Raw genomic sequence first — 14,766 nt, 5'->3', positions numbered from 1 at the left:
GCCTGGGATATAGAAGCGCCCGTCGCGGAGCGAAAGCCGCGCGTCGCGTCCCCGGCCGATTGGCGGCGATTTGGCGGGCGCGGGCGAACGCGGCTACCGTCCCGGCCGGACCGACAGGGGAAGGACCAGCCGCATGAAGCCGTTCAACTGGGCCGGCGTGATCGTCGCCATTGTCGTCGCCGAGGCCCTGGCCTTCGCCTGGTACGGTCCGCTGTTCGGCGAGCGGTGGAACATCCTGATGGGGCGCGCGCCCACCGCCGCCGTGATGGGGGCCGAGAACACCGACATGGCCTTCGGCGTGATGGCCACCGGGCTGTGGGTGAGCGGGCTTGGGTGGCTCAGTCAGCGCCTGAACACGCGGGGCTTCTTCGGCGGCGCGCGTCTCGGCCTGCTCGCCTGGCTGCTGTTCGCCATGCCGATGCAGAGCTTCCTGTTCACCTACGCCGGGCACGACCGCGACCTCGCGCCCATCGACATGGGCTACACCCTCGTCGCCTTCACCATCGCCGGCGCCCTGGCCGCCGGCTTGTCCTTCGGCGGACGGTCCGAGGCGGAAACCGCCTGAAGCTTCGCCTGGGGGCGTTTACAATCGGGCCGCGAAGGCGTCTCCTCCCGCCGCGCGGTTGAACCAACGCCCATTCAAGAGGCGGGGTCGCGCGCGAGAAACGATGCCAGGGAGGGAGCCCCATGAAGAAGTTGAAAACCGTCGTCGCCCTGTCGGCGGCGAGCGCCGCCGGCCTGTTGCTGATCGGCGGCCCGTCCGTCGCCCAGGCGCCCGCAGCTCGGCCGGCAGCGGCCAACGCGAACGCCAACCCCGGCCCGGCTCCGATCGAGCCCGCCGCTCAGGCCTACGCCCAGCAGCGCCGCTTCGGAACCTACACGCCGCCGACGCCCAGCAACCGTGGTCAGGCCACGTTCCGGGGCGTGCAGATCGAGGTCCCGGAAGCCTTCGACGTCGCCGCCACCATGGACGCCCTGCCCTTCAAGGCGCCGGTCGCCCCCAAGAAGGCCCGCAAGGTGTTCGTCTACGCCGTGGCCAAGGGCTTCGTGCACTCCTCGATCCCGATCACCGCCTTCACCGTCGACCAGATCGGCAAGCGCACCGGCGCCTGGACCACGACGATCTCGTACAATGAGAGCGAATTCACGGCCGCCAACCTGGCCCAGTACGACGTGCTGGTGCTCGACAACACCACCGGCCTGTTCCTCGACACCCCCGGCGACGACGCCGGCACGGCCGCCCGCCGCAAGGCGCTGCTGGACTTCGTGCGCGGCGGCAAGGGCCTGGTCCTGACCCACGCCGGCACCGACAGCTACCACCGTGGGGGCGACAGCGTCTGGCCCGAGTACACCAAGATGATCGGCGGCCACTTCAAGTTCCATTGGCTGACGCCGCAGCAGATCACCATGAAGATCGATGACCCCTCGAGCCCGCTGACGGCCGCTTTCGCCGGCGAGCCCTTCATCGTTCACGACGAAATCTACACCTACAGCCAGGACGACGCGAACAACCGCAAAAACCTGCACGTCCTCTATAGCGTCGACTATTCCAAGATGGATCAGGCCGACAAGAACGTGGAGCCCGCCAACGGCAAGCGCACCGACGGCGACTACATGCTCAGCTGGATCCGCAAGGAAGGTCAGGGCCGCGTCTTCGTTCAGGCCCTCGGCCACAACGAGCACATCTGGTCGAACGAGAAGATCCTGAAGGCCTTCACCGCCGGCGTTCAATACGCCGCCGGCGACCTGGCGGCCGATGACAGCCCCAGCCAGAAGTAGACGTCCGAGCCGCCGTTCCCCTCGGAGCGGCGGCTTCTTTCCCCCGGCCGCAACCGTTTACAAACGCGCGCCAGCAGGTACTCCTTCCCGCCGCGACGGCATCTCAGCGCTAAGCCCGACAAGGGAGCGCCGCCGGTCGCCGAACTGCACCAGGGAGGGAAGCCCCATGAAGAAGTTGAAGACCGTCGCCGCCTTGTCGGCGGTGAGCGCCGCCAGCATGCTGCTGATCGGCGGCCAGTCCGTCGCCCAGGCCCCGGCGGCCGCGCCGGCCCAGACGCCCAACCCCGGCCCCGCGCCGGTCGAGCCGGGCGCCATCGCCTACGCCAACGCCCGCCGCGCCGCTCAGCGCGACACCGCGACCCTGACCCCGACCAACCGCGGCCAGGCCATCTCGCGCGGCGTGCAGGTTCAGCAGCCCGAAGCCTTCGACGCCGTCGCCACGCTCGACGCCATCCCGACCAAGGCTCCGGCCACGCCGAAGAAGCCGCGCAAGGTGTTCGTCTACGCCGTGGCCAAGGGCTGGGTGCACTCCTCGATCCCGATCACCGCCTACGCCGTCGACCAGATCGGCAAGCAGACCGGCGCCTGGTCGACCCGCATCTCGTTCAACGAGAGCGATTTCACCGCCGAGACCCTGGCCCAGTACGACGTGCTGGTGCTCGACAACACCACCGGCAGCTTCCTCGACAATCCGGACGATCCGGAAGGCACGGCCGCCCGCCGCAAGGCGCTGCTCGACTTCGTGCGCGGCGGCAAGGGCCTGGTCCTGACCCACGCCGGCACCGACAGCTATCACCGCGGCGGCCAGAGCCTGTGGCCCGAGTACAACAAGATGATCGGCGGCCACTTCAAGTTCCACTGGCTGACCCCGCAAAAGGTCACGGTGAAACTCGATGACGCCAAGAGCCCGTTGACCGCGGCGTTCGGCGGCCAGCCGTTCACCATCCACGACGAAATCTACACCTACAGCCAGGACGACGCGAACAACCGCAAGAACCTGCACGTGCTCTATTCCATCGACTATTCGAAGATGGATCAGGCCGACAAGAACGTGGAGCCCGCCAACGGCAAGCGCACCGACGGCGATTACATGCTCAGCTGGGTCCGCAAGGAAGGTCAGGGCCGCGTCTTCGTTCAGGCTCTCGGCCACAACGAGCACATCTGGTCGAACGAGAAGATCCTGCAGGCCTTCACGGCCGGCATGCAATACGCCGCCGGCGACCTGACGGTCGACGACAGCCCCACCGAAAAGTAGTTGCCTGCGCCGCCGCTCCATCCGGGGCGGCGGCGACCTTTCAGGACGCGCCCAGCGGCTGGCGGCGGATGTCCATCAGCCGATCGACCAGCATCGGCTCCAGCCTGTTGCGGTAGACGCCGGGCATCACGGTCAGCGCGTGCCGCGCGTTGAACGTCAGGGTCTCGCTCAACCTCGCCTCCATCTCCCGGAGCGCCGCCTCCGGCAGGGCGCAGAGCCGGGCGATCTCGTCATAGACCATCAGGAAGCGACGGCGCGGATCCAACTCCGCGTCATAGGCCTCGTCGATCAGCTCCCCGAAAGTCCGAAACCCGAAGTCCCGCACAAGCGCCAGCGAACCCGGATTGCCGAAGTTGACGTAGGGACTGAAGTTCGAGAGCGGCTTGAACGGCTTTTCGGTGATGCGACGCGGCCCGTTCGTCTCGCTCTCGGTGATCACGGTGAACCAGGTCCGGTTGTACTCCTCAAGCGCCGTGTCGCTGGCAAGCGGATTGTAGTGCGCGCCGACAGCCGCCGCGGTGCCGACGCCTCCGAACAGCAGGTCCTCCTTCAACCGCAAGGCCTCGAACTGAGGGAGCAGTTCGGCGGCGAGGTCGCCGACGCCAGGCAGGCTCATGATTTCCAGCATCATGGAGGTCCGCTTCACAGCGCGCGGATTGGCGGCCTTGTCGAAGCCGGGGAAGGAAATGAAGCCCTGATCGTACTGGCCGCCTTCGATGAGCTTCAGGAGCAGCAACACCTTCGAGGCGCGGGCCGAAAAATTGAGGCAGACGAAGCGCTTCTCGCGTTCCGCCGAGCGGCGTTCGAACGCCGCGTGGCGCGCCTCGAACTTGGCGACGCCGTCCTCCTCGTGCTCCGCGAAGAAACGGCGGATGTAGAGGTCGTAGTGTAGCACCGGCATGGGCTCGACGCCGTTGGCGAAGCAAAACCCGCGGTAAAGCCGCTCCCAATCCCTGTTCTGCGTGAGGTAGACCGTCTTCGATGGCGGGATGCCGGCGTTTCGCGTCATCTGATGGGCGACGCTCGCCGTTGTATGATCGTAGGCCGGGCCTTCCCCCGAGGCGTCGAGGACCAGCACCGCCTCGCCCGCGGCGATACGCTGCAACAGCGCGCTCGGCACAAGCTCGGGGATCGACCGAATCATGTCGGGACGGATGGCGCGCACCACGACGATGTCGGGAGCGGGACCGCCGCTCAGGCTCTCTATGCTCAGCCGACGATCGAGCGCGTCTTCGAAAAAATGCCGGCCGCCGGGATCCGCCGCCCCGTGGATCGGCCCCGGATGCTTCGGAACGTAATCGGCCACGCGCACTCCGAACGTCTGCAGATGGTGCCGGCTACAGGAATCGAACCCGTGACCTTCGGTTTACAAAACCGCTGCTCTACCAGCTGAGCTAAGCCGGCCCACATCCGGCTTATGCCGCAGGCGCGGCGCCTGACGCAAACCCGGTTTGCGGACCGAGGACAGGTGACGTCCTTCTCGCGAAGGCGTATGGCGATTCTTCCTAGGCCTCCGCGCCGCCAATCCGGGTATTCGATGTTCGGCTCCCTCAAGCGGATTTCCTTCGGCGTCATGCTGCTCAGCGGCCTGGCCAGCATCTTCATCACGGCCGGCACGCTCAACGGTCGCCTGCCGGGTGGACTGACGCCCCAGAACAAGCCCTGGCTGATCGCCGTGTCGGTCTTCGGGGTCAGCCTCATCCTGACGGTGGCGCTCAAGCTGCTCGGTCCGCTGTTCGACGAGACCACCGCGCTGCACTGAGCGGCGCGCCACGCGGCGATGATCGAAGTCACCGACACCATCGCCCTGCAGGACGACGAGCTGGAGTTCAGCTTCATTCGCGCGTCCGGTCCCGGCGGCCAGAACGTCAACAAGGTCTCCAGCGCCGTGCAGATGCGGTTCGACGCGCGGCGCTCACGCTCGCTCACCGATTCCGTCAGCGTACGCCTGCAGAAGCTGGCCGGCGCGCGCCTGACAAGCGACGGCGTCATCGTCATCACCGCCAACCGCTTCCGCACCCAGGAGCGCAACAAGGCAGACGCGATCCAGCGCCTCGTCGAGCTGATCGCCAAGGCGGCGGAGGTCCCGGTCGTTCGCCGCGCCACCCGCCCCACCCTGGCCAGCAAGGTGCGCCGGCTCGACGCCAAGGGCCGTCGCTCGGGCGTGAAGGCAGGTCGCGGCAAGCCGTCCGTCCACGATTGAGCGCGAAGCCGCCGTGGCGGCTTGAGAGTTTTCCGACAGCTCAGCTAAAAGGATCGCCATGCGCCCGACTCTGATCGCCCTCGCCGCCCTCCTTCCCCTCGCCGCCTGTGGCCAGAAGCAGGAGCCGCAGGCTCCCGCCGAGCCGCCGCCCGCCGCCGCGCCCGCCCCGGCTCCGGCTCCGACGGCTCCGGCCGAACCGGCGCCGACCGCCGAGCCGGCCCCCACGACCGCTCCGGCGGCTGTGCCGACCCCCACGGCCGCCCCCGCGCCCGCGCCCGCCGTGAAGACGCCGCCCGCCAAGGCCGCGCCGGCCGCCCCGACGCCCGCCGCCGCCCCCGCGGCCGATCTCGACAACGGCCAGCGCCAGTTCGTCGTCTGCCGGGCCTGCCACACGCTGCCGGAGGGCGGCTCCGACATGATCGGCCCCAACCTGCACGGTGTCTTCGGCCGCAAGGCCGGGACCAAGCCGGGCTATAAATACTCCGAGGCCCTCGCCGCCTCCGGCATCATCTGGAACGCGGCCAACATGGACACCTGGATCGCCGATCCCCGCAAGGATGTCCCGGGCACCAAGATGACCTTCCTCGGCGTGCGCGACGCCAAGAACCGCGCCGACCTCGTCGCCTATCTGCAGTCGGCGACCAAGTAGTCAGCCGACGCGGGTCACGCTCAGCGTTCCCAGGGGCGGAGGCTCGAGCAGCCGCCCCTCGGGCTCGCCCGCCAGCCAAGCCACCCAGCGATCGGGGGGCAGCACCGCGACAGAGCGGTGGTGATAGGGCGCGACATCGGGCCCGGGCTCGGTGGTCAGCATCGAGAACGTCGCGGCGTCTTCCCAACGCCGCATCACGCCGGCGATCGCGAACAAGCGGTCCTCCCCCAGGGTGAACAGCCACTTGCTCTTGCGTTTGGCGCCGGGCTCCGGATCGGTGAACTCGAAGAAACCGTCGGTCAGCACCAGGCAGCGCAGGTTGCGGGGAAAGTCGCGCCCCTCCGAGCGAAAGTTATAGACCGGCTTCCCGCCCGGCCCCGGCCAGCTCCAACGCATCTCCTGCAGGCGGCCGCCGCCTTCGAAGGGCCGCACCACCGGCGAGCGGTCGGTGATGCGAATGCTGTCGCGCGGCTGCATGTTCGAGCCGCCCTCAGCCCAGAACGGAACCTCGACCCAGCGAAACGCCTCCCTCACCTGCTCCAGCGGCTTGCGCAGGCGATGCTCGTTGCACATGGCTAGAGCGCCTGAAAGCGCGCCGCATAGGCCTCCGGCTTGAAGCCGACCAGCAGGTCCGCCCCGGCCTCCAGCACTGGCCGCTTGATCATCGACGGCTGGGCCAGCATCAGCGCGATGGCCTTCGCCTCGTCGAGATTCGCCTTGTCGGCGTCCGGCAGCGCCCGAAACGTCGTCCCGCTGCGATTGAGCAGCACCTCCCAGCCCACCTTGCCGGCCCAGGCCTTCAGCGTGTCGCGCTCGACGCCGAGCTTCTTGTAGTCGTGGAAGGCGTAGTCGACGCCGTGGCTCTCCAGCCAGACGCGGGCCTTCTTCATCGTGTCGCAGTTGGGGATGCCATAGATCGTGATGCTCATGATCCCGGCCTAGACGAGGTCGCCCGCGCCGGGCAACCCTCCTCGCCAAGTCCGCGTTCGCCAAACGTCCCCGACCGGAGGTCCCCATGCCCGCCGACCTGACGCCCGCCGCCGAGATGGCGGCCCACCTGCGGATTCCCTTTCCCGGCTCCAGCGACGCCTATCGTCGGGCGCGGCAGGCCCTGCTGACCGAGGAAATCGAGTTTCGCCGCCACGCCACCCGGCTGGCCGAACAGCGCCGCGCCCTGCCGCCCGGCCCGGCCGTCGAGAAGGATTATCGCTTCAAGGACGAGAACGGCGCCGACGTCGGCCTGCTCGACCTGTTCGGCGACAAGGACACGCTAGTGGCGTACTTTTGGATGTACGGCCCGCAGCGCGAGCGCCCCTGCCCAATGTGCACCAACTGGCTGGGCGCGGTGAACGGCAACGCCGACGACATCAAGCAACGCGTGGCTCTGAAGATCCTCGGCCGCAGCCCCGTCGAGCGCCAGAACGCCTTCGCAGCCGAGCGCGGCTGGCGGCATCTCGATTTCGTTCAGACGGTCGGCGACGACTTCGCCACCGACATCGGCGTGCTCAACGACGAGGGCGAGTGGGCCGCCCTGCTGGTCTTCAGGCGCGACGGCGACAAGGCGCGGCTGTTCTGGTTCAGCGGCATGGCCCCCGAGATGGCCGACCCCGGGCAGGACCCGCGCGATGCGCCCGACATCGCCTCGCTCTGGTCGATCCTCGACCTGACCCCCGAAGGCCGCCCGCCGACCTGGTATCCCAAGCTCAGCTACTGACCACGCAAAGAAAAAGGCGGGCCCGCTCGCGCAGGCCCGCCTCCGTTTCCCGACCGCTGAAGCGGCCTATTCAGCCAGCACCAGCTTGGTCACGTCGTTGTTGACCGTGTCGCTGACGTACATGGTCTTACCGTCGGGCGTCATGGTCATGTAGTGAGCCTCGCCGAAGTCGTCGCGGGCCCAGCCGAGCTTGCCGATCTTGCCCAGCACCTTGCCGTCCCAGCTGACGCGCAGGATCATGCCGTCCATGCCGGTGGTGACCCACAGCTGGTCCTTGGCGTCGATGTACATGCCGCACAGCAGGTTATCGAGCTTGATCTGGCGCAGGAACTTGCCGTTGGCGTCGTAGATCTTGATCAGGTGCAGCTCGCGGTCGCCGACCAGCACCTCGCCGTTCTTGCGCACGACGATGGTGTGGATGATGGCCTGAGACGGGTCGTCCCGCTTCATGCTCCACGACGTTATGTACTTGCCGTTCTTGTCGAAGCGGAACACGCGCGGATCGCCCTGGCCGTGGCCGTTGGAGACGAAGACGTCGCCGTTCGGCGCGATGGCCACGTCGGTCGGCTGGCTGAGGAAGCGCTCGCCCTTGGCCTCATCCCAGATGCCGGTCTTACCGCGGGTGCCGATGGTCAGCAGCACCTCGCCCATCTGGTTCAGCTTCACCACCGTGTTGCAGCTCTGATCGGTGATCCAGATATTGTCGTTGGCGTCGATCCGCATGCCGTGCGGACGGGCCAGCAGGTTCGGCTGCATGGCGCGGACCAGCTTGTTGTCCTGCGTGTATTCCATGATCTGATACATCGGCGCGCGCTGGGTCACGATCAGGCGACCGTTCTTCAGCAGGCCGACGCCGTTGACGTTGGCCCAGCCCGGGGTGCCGCGCGGCGCCTGCGGACCGTCGACGAACTTCCACGGCAGGTCGGGCACGTTGGGGATCACCAGGCCGCGCGCCTTGGCGCCCTCGGAATTGGCGCCCGTCTCGGGGCCGGCGGCGCCGAGCGTGCTGTTCGGGCCGGCCGGCGCCGGGGCGGTGTATTCGGGCAGCTTGAACGCGGGCGCCGTCGAAGGCGGCGCGTTCTTGCCGTAGGGCACGTTCGGCCAGCCCGCCGGCTGCACCTCGCCATAGGTCGTCAGCTGGTCGCAGGGCCAGCCGAAGCCGGAGTCGGTGCCCGGCATGTTCGAGATGTTGGCCGGTCGGATGCGGCCTTGCTGCGGCCCGCCGCGCTGGGCGCCGCCCGCCTGGGGGCCGGCCGCCGGCGCGCCGCCACCGCCCTGCGGCGGCGTCTGTTGCGCCATCACCATCGATGTGGCGGTAAGGCCCACCACCAGGCCCACGATCCAGGGTTTCAAAACAGCCTCCGAATTCCGTTTGTTTTCAATGCGGCTTCCCCGCCGCTTACCTTCACCTTAAGCGACGCGCGCCCGGATGACATTTCACAGTGTTGCCTGGGTCGCGACGGCCGCCCCCACCTCTCGCCTGATGAGAGCGGAGCCACGATCTACTTCAGCGAGGCGGCGTAGGCCGCGACGTTGACGACGCCGGCGCCGTCCAGGCGCTCGGCCACCAGCTTCATCGGCGCCGCCCCGGCTCCGGCGCGGGCGCCGGTCTGGAAATCGTGCAGTTGGCGGACGATGTAGCTCGGCGAACGGCCCGCCAGTCCGGGGATGTCGCCCATCCCCTCCAGCTTGGCCCCATGGCAGGTGTTGCAGGCGGTCTCGGCGTGGCCGCCGGCGCCCGAAGCGATCGCTCGCCCCTTGGCGATGCTGCCCGGCGGCACATAGGCCAGGATCGTGACGTGATTGTCGCGCAGTTCGAACTGGTCGAGGCTCTCGGGCGTCTCGATGATCCGTTCGCCGATCGGCTCCTGACCGCCGGCCGGGTCCAGTTGCAGGATCGAGCCGCGCGCCACCGTCTTCGGCACGGTCGTCGCCTCGATCACCTTCAGGTGCGACGTCGGCTTCTGTTTCGAGAAATAGGCGGCCGCCTCCTTGATCTCCTCGTCGGTCGCCGCCTTGGCGAGGTTCTGCATCAGGCTGAACGGTCCGCGACGGACGGAGGAATTGCGCGCGCCGCTTTTGAAATCAGCCATCTGCTCCAGGAAGTAGGCCTCCGGCAGCCCGGCGATCGGCGCGTTCTCCGGCCGCCCGTCGCCGGTCGGCAGGTGGCAATAGCCGCAGGCGAACACGCCCGGCTTGCGACCGCCGGCGACCACCGCCGGCAAGGGAGCGTGCTCTTCCGGATGCCAATCGGGCGGGCTGTAGAGGTCGCTGGGGCGGGCGGGCAGAACCAGTTTGCTGCCCGGCACCGTCACCGGCGTCGCCGGCGGCGCGGCGGGCCTGGCGTTGGCGGCCGGCGCGGGCCGCGGGGCCGGCGGCGTCGAGCCTTCGGGCGGCGGCGGATTGACCGCATAGGCCCAGTACGGCGTCTTGTCCGGCGTCTGCCCGTGCGAATCATAGGACGCGACCAGCCAGACGCCGACACACGCCGCCACGCCGAGCAGGCCAGTTCCGAGGCGAGCCATGCCCCCTCCCCCCTTTTAGTTTTGCGGCATTCCAGCCGAAGCCGTCCCGCGCCGCAAGCCCCGCCCCAAACGCGGTCAAACGGCTCTCACTCCTTGGCAGACTTGGGGCTGGCCGGCTTGACCCGCGCAGGGCCCGTACACAATAACGCGCGATCTAAGGCGAGGCTCGCGAACGGGCCTTTGCGCCTCTGAAATATCCGAGAATTCAACCGCTCGTAAGAAGCGGACATTGGGGGAAACCGATGGATCACATCACGTCCGATCGAAACGCCATGACCGGGGCCGCGCTGGAGCCCTCCCCCTGCCTCTAACTCCAGCGGCGCGGCGAAAATTCGCCACGCTCGTCAGATACCGAGAGCCCAACCGCTCCTAACCGCTTCGCAAGAGAGCCAGTTCGACATGAAACGAGTCTCCCGCTCGACGCTGATCACCGGGGTCGCCGCCGGCGCCCTTCTCGGCGTCGTGATCTATTCGGCCAATGCCCAGACCCCGCCGGCCGGCGGCATGGGCGCGGCTCCGCCCGCCGCGGCCCCGGCCGGCCCGCCGGCGCCGAACCGTGGCCCGTTCGGCCTCGAGGGCGTCGATCTGTCGCCCAAGCCGCCGGTGCCGCACCTGCGTCCGGCAGAGGAGCAGAAGCTGTTCCAGCTGCAGCCGGGCTATTCGATGACCCCGGTGCTCACCGATCCGCAGATCGAGCAGCCCGGCCAGATCGCCTTCGACGCCAACGGCCGCATGTATGTGCTCGAGCTTCGCACCTACATGCTCGACGCCGACGCCAAGGACGAACTGACGCCGCGCTCGCGCATCAGCCGCTGGGAAGACAAGGACGGAGACGGCGTCTACGAGACGGGCACCACCTTCATCGACAACCTGATCTTCCCGCGCTTCGTCACCCCGATGGGCGACGGCCAGCTGATCGCCAAGGAGTCCAACTCCAACGACACCTTCCTCTACACCGACACCAACGGCGACGGGAAAGCCGACAAGAAGGAACTGTTCGTCACCGGCCTCGGCCGCTCGGGCAACGTCGAACACCAGGAAAGCCACCTGACCTGGGCGATGGATAACTGGATGTACTCCACCTACAACTCGGTGCGGGTGCGCTGGACGCCGAACGGCGTGCAGAAGGAAGCCGTTGGCGCCAACGGCGCCGCCTGGGGCGTGTCTCAGGACAACTACGGCAAGGTCTGGTTCCAGGGCGGCGCCTCGGGCCTGCCGAGCTACTTCCAGTTCCCGATCCTCTACGGAAACATCCCCAACCCGGAACAGCTGGCTGACGGCTTCCGCGTGCCTTGGGGCGCGCCGATCGGCATCGGCGACATGCAGGGCGGCCTCAACGCCGTTCGCGAAGGCGAAGGCTCCCTGAACGCGACCACCGCCGGTTCGGGCGCCAACGTCTATCGCGGCGACCGCCTGCCGCAGGAGCTGCAGGGCGACTACTTCTACGGTGAAGTGGTGGCGCGCATCCTGCGCCGCTCCAAGCCGACCAACCTGGAAGGCCTGACCCAGGTCAGCAATCCCTACCAGGCCCAGAAGTCCGAATTCATCAAGTCGATGGATCCGCTGTTCCGCCCGGTCGACAACAAGACCGCGCCGGACGGCACCATGTACATCGTCGACATGTACCACGGCATCATTCAGGAAGGGGAATGGGCCCAGCCCGGCTCCTATCTGCGGGCCAAGATCAACCAGTACAAGCTCGACACCGCCATCGGATACGGCCGCATCTGGCGGCTGACCTACAACGGCATGGAGCGTGACAAGACCAAGCCGACGATGTTCCAGGACAGCTCGGCCAAGCTGGTCACCTTCCTCAGCCATCCGAACGGCTGGTGGCGCGACACCGCCCAGCAGCAGCTGGTGCTGCGTCAGGACAAGTCGGTCGTCCCGGCCCTGAAGACCCTCGCCCAGTCGGGCAGCCAACTGGCCCGCATCCACGCGGCCTGGACCCTGGACGGCCTCGGCAGCCTCGACGCCGGCCTGGTCCGCACCTTCATGAAGGACACCGACCCGCAGATCCGCGCTCAGGGCATCCGCCTCAGCGAGGGCCTCTACAAGGCCGGCGGCGACACCTCGTTCGCGGCCGACTACAAGACCCTGGCCAGCGACCGCGATCCCAACGTCGCCATCCAGGCCCTGCTGACGGCCCAGTACCTGAAGCTGCCGGATGCGGTGGACCTGGCCAAGACGGTTCAGGCCGCCAACAACGCCAAGGGCGTGCAACTGGTCGCCAACCGGATCATCAACCCGCCCGCGGCGGCGGCGGCCGGCTTTGGCGGCGGCGACAATCCGCCGGTCCGCACCGCGGCCGAGGTCGCCTCGCTCGAAAGGGGCGCGCAGATCTTCGCGGAATCCTGCGGCGAGTGCCACGGCCATGACGGCCTGGGCGCGTCGGACGGCGCCGGCGGCATGATGGCCCCGGCCCTGGCCGGCAACCCGCGCATCCAGGGCAGCCCGGAGCACGTCCTGCGCGTGCTGCTCCACGGCCTGACCGATCCGATCGACGGCAAGAGCTACGCCGCGGGCGTGATGGTGCCGCAGAAGGCGGAATCCGACGAGTGGATCGCCGCCGTCGCCTCCTATCTGCGCAACGGCATGACCAATGAATCCAACATGGTCACGCCGGCCATGGTCGCCGAGGCCCGCAAGTGGGATGCGAACCGCGAGACCCCCTATACCGAGGCCGAACTGAACAAGGTGCAGCCGCGCCTCGTGGAAGCGGACTCGAGCTGGAAGGTCTCCGCGAGCGACACCGCTCCGGTGATCATCGGCGGCACCGGCAACCCCGCCGGCGCGCTGAACCTGGAAGGCTGGAACACCGGCGAAACCCAGAAGCCGGGCATGTTCTGGCAGGTCGAGTTGCCGAAGACGGTCAACCTGACGGGCATCGACTACCAGGCCCTGATCAGCGCCGCCTTCGCCCGCGCCCCGGCTGCGGGCGCCGCCCCGGCTCCGCGCCCCGCGACCCCCGGCCAGCGTCCGCCGCGTCAGGTCTACTATCCGCGCGGCTACAAGGTCGAAGTCTCCACCAACGGCACGACCTGGAAGACCGTCGCCGAAGGCAAGGGCTCGAGCATGTACAACAGCCTCATGTTCCCGGCGACGCCCGCCAAGTTCGTGAAGTTCACGGTCACCGAAGCGGCCGACAGCCGCTGGGGCATGCGCCACCTGAAACTGTTCGAAAAGCCCTCGGCCTGATCGAACAGCATTTGACGACTTGAGAGAGACGCGGCGTTTCGAACGCCGCGTCTTTTCTTTTGCGCCTTTCGCCGCCGCATGCCGCCGGTCTAGGCTTCGCGCCGCATGGCCCCATTCCACCATCTGCTGGCCAACAATCTGGTCGCCAACCTGACCAACTTCACGGTCTGGTTCGCCCTGACGTTCTGGGTGTTCCTCGAGACGCGCTCGGTGTTCGCCACCGGCATGATCGCCGGCGTCTACCTGGCGCTGATCGCCGCCAGCGGCCTGTGGTTCGGCGGCATCGTCGATCACTACGACAAGAAACGGGTGATGCTGGCCTCCAGCATCGTCTCCTTCGGCTTCTACGCCATCGCCCTCGCCTATCTTCAGGTCGTCCCCGAACCAGCCTTCCGAAGGGTGCACGGCGTCGCCCTGTGGCTGTTCATCGGCCTCATCATGCTGGGCGTGATCGGCGGCAACCTGCGGACCATCGCCCTGCCGACCATGGTCACCGCCCTGGTGCCGGAGGAACGGCGCGACCGCGCCAACGGCCTTGTCGGCATGGTCAGCGGCATCGGCTTCCTCGCCACCTCGATGATCAGCGGCTTCCTGGTGGCCTGGGGCGGCATGCGCGGAACCCTGGTCTTCGCCCTGGCCCTCACCCTGCTCGCCTTCGGGCACCTGATCTTCGTGCCCCTGAAGGTCGGTTCGGCCACCTCGCAAGCGGCCGAACAAGGCGCCGAGCCGCCGGAGCGCAAGCTGGACCTCGCCGGCACCATCCGGGTGATCGCCGCCGTGCCGGGTCTCTTCGCCCTGATCATCTTCGCCACGCTCAACAACCTCCTCGGCGGCGTCTTCATGGCGTTGATGGACGCCTATGGCCTGTCGATGATGAAGGTCCAGCATTGGGGCCTGCTGTGGGCCGCCATCTCCTGCGCCTTCATCATCAGCGGGGTGCTGATCTCGCGCACGGGCCTCGGCCGCAATCCGCTGCGCACCCTGCTGCTGGTCAATCTGGCGGCGTGGGCGGTGGCGGCGGTTTTCACCCTGAAATCCTCCATTCCGCTGCTGGGCGCCGGCTGCTTCCTCTGGATGCTGCTTGGCCCCTACGCCGAGGCCGCCGAGCAGACCACGCTGCAGAAGGTCGTGCCCTTCGAGCGCCAGGGCCGCGTGTTCGGCTTCGCCCAGTCGGTCGAACAGGCCGCCTCCCCGCTGACCGCCTTCCTGATCGGACCGCTGACGCAGTTCCTCGTCATCCCGTTCATGACCACGGGCGCAGGGGCCGACGCCATCGGCGACTGGTTCGGCCGTGGGCCCGACCGGAGCATCGCCCTGGTGTTCACCGTGGCCGGTCTGGTCGGCATCGTGATCACGGCGCTGGCGTTCCGCTCGCCCTACTACCGCCAGCTGTCCGCCGCCTACGCGGCGCCCGCGAAAGAAACGGCCGCCTGACCTCGCGGG

Annotated in this window: 14 protein-coding genes and 1 tRNA gene; 9 read left to right on the top strand and 6 right to left on the bottom strand. The window is 68.0% G+C overall.

What is annotated here, in order from left to right; translation table 11 throughout:
* The first annotated feature begins 133 nt into the window (after positions 1 to 133).
* The 3 genes from ACFLIT_RS00690 to ACFLIT_RS00680 all read left to right on the top strand — a co-directional run bounded on the left by ACFLIT_RS00690 (position 134) and on the right by ACFLIT_RS00680 (position 3,034).
* The gene (locus tag ACFLIT_RS00690) at positions 134 to 565 is read left to right on the top strand and encodes a DUF1761 domain-containing protein (protein ID WP_479909253.1); all 432 of its coding nucleotides are present in this window, start codon (positions 134 to 136) and stop codon (positions 563 to 565) included.
* Positions 566 to 687: 122 nt separating this feature from the next.
* Positions 688 to 1,779: a ThuA domain-containing protein gene (locus ACFLIT_RS00685; protein ID WP_479909252.1), complete on the top strand. Its 1,092-nt coding sequence runs from the start codon at positions 688 to 690 to the stop codon at positions 1,777 to 1,779.
* 166 nt (positions 1,780 to 1,945) lie between these two features.
* On the top strand, positions 1,946 to 3,034 hold the full coding sequence (locus ACFLIT_RS00680) for a ThuA domain-containing protein (protein ID WP_479909251.1): 1,089 nt from the start codon (positions 1,946 to 1,948) through the stop codon (positions 3,032 to 3,034).
* 40 nt (positions 3,035 to 3,074) lie between these two features.
* Here the strand turns inward: ACFLIT_RS00680 and ACFLIT_RS00675 are convergent, their stop codons facing one another.
* Together ACFLIT_RS00675 and ACFLIT_RS00670 are read right to left on the bottom strand one after the other, a co-directional pair.
* Positions 3,075 to 4,340, bottom strand: coding sequence for a hypothetical protein (locus ACFLIT_RS00675; protein ID WP_479909250.1), 1,266 nt, complete (start codon positions 4,338 to 4,340; stop codon positions 3,075 to 3,077).
* A 22-nt stretch (positions 4,341 to 4,362) separates the two neighbouring features.
* A tRNA-Thr gene (locus ACFLIT_RS00670) sits at positions 4,363 to 4,438 on the bottom strand.
* A 133-nt stretch (positions 4,439 to 4,571) separates the two neighbouring features.
* Here ACFLIT_RS00670 and ACFLIT_RS00665 point away from each other — a divergent pair.
* From ACFLIT_RS00665 to ACFLIT_RS00655, 3 genes are read left to right on the top strand one after another with little or no spacing between them, the layout of a single operon-like run.
* Positions 4,572 to 4,796 carry a hypothetical protein gene (locus ACFLIT_RS00665; RefSeq protein WP_479909249.1) on the top strand — a complete coding sequence of 75 codons (225 nt, stop codon included), beginning with the start codon at positions 4,572 to 4,574 and terminating at the stop codon, positions 4,794 to 4,796.
* 18 nt (positions 4,797 to 4,814) lie between these two features.
* The gene (arfB, locus tag ACFLIT_RS00660; protein ID WP_479909248.1) at positions 4,815 to 5,237 is read left to right on the top strand and encodes an alternative ribosome rescue aminoacyl-tRNA hydrolase ArfB; all 423 of its coding nucleotides are present in this window, start codon (positions 4,815 to 4,817) and stop codon (positions 5,235 to 5,237) included.
* A 58-nt stretch (positions 5,238 to 5,295) separates the two neighbouring features.
* Complete coding sequence (locus ACFLIT_RS00655) at positions 5,296 to 5,886, top strand: c-type cytochrome (protein ID WP_479909247.1); 591 nt, start codon at positions 5,296 to 5,298, stop codon at positions 5,884 to 5,886.
* Here the strand turns inward: ACFLIT_RS00655 and ACFLIT_RS00650 are convergent, their stop codons facing one another.
* Together ACFLIT_RS00650 and ACFLIT_RS00645 are read right to left on the bottom strand one after the other, a co-directional pair.
* Positions 5,887 to 6,459, bottom strand: a complete 573-nt coding sequence (locus tag ACFLIT_RS00650) for an SOS response-associated peptidase (RefSeq protein WP_479909246.1) — start codon at positions 6,457 to 6,459, stop codon at positions 5,887 to 5,889.
* Between the two features lie 2 nt (positions 6,460 to 6,461).
* Positions 6,462 to 6,815: an ArsC family reductase gene (locus ACFLIT_RS00645; RefSeq protein WP_479909245.1), complete on the bottom strand. Its 354-nt coding sequence runs from the start codon at positions 6,813 to 6,815 to the stop codon at positions 6,462 to 6,464.
* Positions 6,816 to 6,901: 86 nt separating this feature from the next.
* Between ACFLIT_RS00645 and ACFLIT_RS00640 the strand changes: the two genes are divergently transcribed.
* On the top strand, positions 6,902 to 7,600 hold the full coding sequence (locus ACFLIT_RS00640) for a DUF899 family protein (RefSeq protein WP_479909244.1): 699 nt from the start codon (positions 6,902 to 6,904) through the stop codon (positions 7,598 to 7,600).
* Positions 7,601 to 7,666: 66 nt separating this feature from the next.
* Here ACFLIT_RS00640 and ACFLIT_RS00635 read toward each other — a convergent pair whose 3' ends face one another.
* The gene (locus ACFLIT_RS00635; RefSeq protein WP_479909243.1) at positions 7,667 to 8,953 is read right to left on the bottom strand and encodes an NHL repeat-containing protein; all 1,287 of its coding nucleotides are present in this window, start codon (positions 8,951 to 8,953) and stop codon (positions 7,667 to 7,669) included.
* 149 nt (positions 8,954 to 9,102) lie between these two features.
* Entirely contained in the window at positions 9,103 to 10,125 is a 1,023-nt protein-coding gene (locus ACFLIT_RS00630) for a c-type cytochrome (protein ID WP_479909242.1), read from the bottom strand.
* A 399-nt stretch (positions 10,126 to 10,524) separates the two neighbouring features.
* Here ACFLIT_RS00630 and ACFLIT_RS00625 point away from each other — a divergent pair, with 399 nt between their 5' ends.
* Both ACFLIT_RS00625 and ACFLIT_RS00620 read left to right on the top strand, forming a co-directional pair.
* Complete coding sequence (locus ACFLIT_RS00625; RefSeq protein WP_479909241.1) at positions 10,525 to 13,323, top strand: DUF7133 domain-containing protein; 2,799 nt, start codon at positions 10,525 to 10,527, stop codon at positions 13,321 to 13,323.
* Between the two features lie 105 nt (positions 13,324 to 13,428).
* Complete coding sequence (locus ACFLIT_RS00620) at positions 13,429 to 14,757, top strand: MFS transporter (RefSeq protein WP_479909240.1); 1,329 nt, start codon at positions 13,429 to 13,431, stop codon at positions 14,755 to 14,757.
* Positions 14,758 to 14,766: the final 9 nt, after the last annotated feature.

This window comes from Caulobacter sp. HJHS_5 (assembly GCF_056683955.1).
The sequence above is the reverse complement of the archived record's forward strand: the minus strand, read 5'-3'. Positions and strand labels throughout refer to the sequence as shown.

Excerpts from the sequence above, each read along its gene's own strand:
- arfB (WP_479909248.1), top strand. The coding sequence starts at position 4,815 with ATGATCGAAGTCACCGACACCATCGCCCTGCAGGACGACGAGCTGGAG.
- ACFLIT_RS00625 (WP_479909241.1), top strand. The coding sequence starts at position 10,525 with ATGAAACGAGTCTCCCGCTCGACGCTGATCACCGGGGTCGCCGCCGGC.
- ACFLIT_RS00620 (WP_479909240.1), top strand. The coding sequence starts at position 13,429 with ATGGCCCCATTCCACCATCTGCTGGCCAACAATCTGGTCGCCAACCTG.
- ACFLIT_RS00680 (WP_479909251.1), top strand. The coding sequence starts at position 1,946 with ATGAAGAAGTTGAAGACCGTCGCCGCCTTGTCGGCGGTGAGCGCCGCC.
- ACFLIT_RS00650 (WP_479909246.1), bottom strand. The coding sequence starts at position 6,459 with ATGTGCAACGAGCATCGCCTGCGCAAGCCGCTGGAGCAGGTGAGGGAG.
- ACFLIT_RS00665 (WP_479909249.1), top strand. The coding sequence starts at position 4,572 with ATGTTCGGCTCCCTCAAGCGGATTTCCTTCGGCGTCATGCTGCTCAGC.
- ACFLIT_RS00645 (WP_479909245.1), bottom strand. The coding sequence starts at position 6,815 with ATGAGCATCACGATCTATGGCATCCCCAACTGCGACACGATGAAGAAG.
- ACFLIT_RS00655 (WP_479909247.1), top strand. The coding sequence starts at position 5,296 with ATGCGCCCGACTCTGATCGCCCTCGCCGCCCTCCTTCCCCTCGCCGCC.
- ACFLIT_RS00640 (WP_479909244.1), top strand. The coding sequence starts at position 6,902 with ATGCCCGCCGACCTGACGCCCGCCGCCGAGATGGCGGCCCACCTGCGG.
- ACFLIT_RS00690 (WP_479909253.1), top strand. The coding sequence starts at position 134 with ATGAAGCCGTTCAACTGGGCCGGCGTGATCGTCGCCATTGTCGTCGCC.
- ACFLIT_RS00685 (WP_479909252.1), top strand. The coding sequence starts at position 688 with ATGAAGAAGTTGAAAACCGTCGTCGCCCTGTCGGCGGCGAGCGCCGCC.
- ACFLIT_RS00630 (WP_479909242.1), bottom strand. The coding sequence starts at position 10,125 with ATGGCTCGCCTCGGAACTGGCCTGCTCGGCGTGGCGGCGTGTGTCGGC.